Annotated in this window: 3 protein-coding genes; 1 reads left to right on the top strand and 2 read right to left on the bottom strand. The window is 45.9% G+C overall.

What is annotated here, in order from left to right:
• On the bottom strand, nucleotides 1–114 hold a 114-nt coding region (locus tag V7126_RS23485), incomplete at its 3' end, for a hypothetical protein (protein ID WP_335499750.1).
• Entirely contained in the window at nucleotides 111–785 is a 675-nt protein-coding gene (locus tag V7126_RS23480) for a response regulator transcription factor (protein WP_046129259.1), read from the bottom strand. The genes V7126_RS23480 and V7126_RS23485, both read right to left, overlap by 4 nt.
• A gap of 239 nt (nucleotides 786–1,024) precedes the next feature.
• Between V7126_RS23480 and V7126_RS23475 the strand changes: the two genes are divergently transcribed.
• Nucleotides 1,025–2,395, top strand: a complete 1,371-nt coding sequence (locus V7126_RS23475) for a S1C family serine protease (RefSeq protein WP_175075460.1) — start codon at nucleotides 1,025–1,027, stop codon at nucleotides 2,393–2,395.
• The last annotated feature ends 38 nt before the right edge of the window (nucleotides 2,396–2,433 follow it).

The following is a 2,433-nucleotide window of genomic DNA, read 5'->3' as shown; positions in this document are numbered from 1 at the left end:
CGTAAAAAAGTTGCGTAATGTGTTAGAAAAAAGAAACATCAGCAAAATCGAAACGGTTAATAGAATTCCGCAGATGACCGTCCAGATTTGGAAGGCGAGCGATTTATTTTTCATGATTTCAACATCCTGTATCCAAATCCGTAAATGGTTTCTACTTTCAGATCAGGCATTTTTTTGCGCAGCCTTCTGACCAGATCGTCAACGACGCGGTCTGTTCCGAAGTAATCCTCTCCCCAGACATGTGTCAGAATATCTTCCCTTGAGAAGGCCCGGCCCTGATTGTTCATGAAAAGGAGCAGCAGATCGAATTCCTTTGACGTCAGACTAATCTTCCTGTCATCTTCATACACTTCCCTCAAGCTTTCGAACACCTGGTACTTGGCAACGGACAACCCTTTTTTATGATCCGGCGCGTCTTCTTTATAGATCAGCTTAAGAAGCTTTTGAACGCGGATGATCAGCTCCCGCGGAAGAAAAGGCTTTGATATATAATCGCTGCTGCCCAGTTCAAGACCGAGCACTCTGTCGATGTCCGCATCACGGGCTGAAATGAAGATGACCGGGACGTCGGGATCTGCATTTTTTATTTCTTTTATTAGCGCATAGCCGTCGATATCTGGTAACATAATATCGAGAATCCATAAATGAGGTGACTGGCCGATGTGCTGTCTGGCGCTTTCACCGTTTAGAAAAGACGTGACATGCCAGCCTTCACTCTCTAAATACTTCGTCAGCAGTTCATTTAAATTCTCTTCATCTTCAACTAGATAAATGGTGTATGACAAGGGGTTCACATCCTTTCTACGTCATTATACTAGTTTTAACATAAGTCTGGTCGATTTTCATAATTTCACATATTCTTTTCATTTTTATCCCACAATGTTTGGCTAGGATGCTGATAAGGGAAGAAAGGAAAATTGTAATTGTGAAAATATAAGGCCGGGTGTCTCTTTTTTGCGCGTGTTAAAGCTTTCTGCCATTTTCGGGTAGTTGAAGATAAGAAAAACAAAGGAAGTGTACGCTTATGGATGTTAGACGCGATGACGAACGCAAAAGAGAAAATGAACAGCCATTGCAAGAAGAGGCGAAAATACCGCAAACGGCAAGTTCCGAAGCGCAAGAACCGGAGCAGCCGATAAAGAAGCCCGAGCTGATTATGAAACAGGATACAGATGAACAGTCAGATAATATGTATAAAGAAACGGCGGCAGCATTGGAAAACGCAAAGGAAACAAGAACGGCAAAAGAAAAGCGGCGCAAGGCTTCATGGCTGAGCCCGATTTTGGGAGGCATCATCGGGGGCGGCCTCGTCCTCGGCATTTCGCCGTATCTGCCGGTCGATAAACATAACGATGCCGTCAACGAAAGCCAGACGGAACCGAAACAATCGCAAAATTTTTCGACAAAGCCCGTGACAGATGCCGATAATGTTCCGGATATGGTTGAGGATTTGGAGTCGACGATCGTCGGGGTTTCCAATATTCAAACGAGCTTCGGTTTTTCAGATGATGACGTGGAAGAAAGCGGAACAGGATCAGGCGTCATCTTTAAAAAAGACGGAAAAAAAGCTTACATCATCACGAACAACCATGTTGTTGAAGGGGCCACAAAGGTGACCATCTCTTTATACAACGGGAAAACGACGGATGCGAAAATCATCGGCAGCGATGCCTTAACAGACTTGGCTGTTTTGGAGATTAGCAGCAAAGGGATTGATAAGGTTGCAAGTTTCGGAGATTCCTCAAAATTGCGCGCCGGCGAAAAAGTAATCGCGATCGGGAATCCTCTCGGCCTGCAATTTTCGCGAACGGTTACAGAAGGAATCATCAGCGGCGTCAACCGGACGATCGAAGTGTCGACGTCTGAAGGGAAGTGGGATATGAATGTCCTTCAGACAGATGCCGCGATTAATCCGGGGAACAGCGGCGGACCTTTGATCAACAGCAGCGGGCAGGTCATCGGCATCAACAGCTTAAAGATCAGCCAAACCGGCGTTGAATCGCTTGGTTTTGCCATTCCGAGCAATGACGTTGAGCCGATCGTCGATCAGCTGCTGGACAAAGGAAAAGTCGTACGGCCGTTTTTAGGCGTTCAAATGATCGATATGCAGCAGGTTCCTGAGCAATACCAGCAAAATACGCTCGGCCTCTTTGGCGACCAGCTGAATAAAGGCGTGTACGTCGACAAAGTCTCGCCTGGATCGCCGGCTGCTGACGCAGGAATGAAAGCCGGTGACGTCATTGTGAAAATGAACGGTAAAAGCATTGAAGCGACTTCTGATTTGAGGAAGATTTTATACACCGAAGCGAAAGCGGGAGATACGGTCTCGTTTGAGGTTCTGAGAAAAGGAAAAGAAAAAACGCTGAAAGCAAAGCTTACGGAAAGCAAATCATAATATTGAAAGCCATGGCAGCTGTGATCTGCACCCTGTCA

It is taken from the genome of Bacillus sp. JJ675 (assembly GCF_036963165.1).
GTDB lineage: Bacteria > Bacillota > Bacilli > Bacillales > Bacillaceae > Bacillus > Bacillus glycinifermentans.
The sequence above is the reverse complement of the archived record's forward strand: the minus strand, read 5'-3'. Positions and strand labels throughout refer to the sequence as shown.

Bases quoted from the DNA above. Each gene is read 5' to 3' on its own strand.
- V7126_RS23475 (WP_175075460.1), top strand. From the start codon at position 1,025: ATGGATGTTAGACGCGATGACGAACGCAAAAGAGAAAATGAACAGCCA.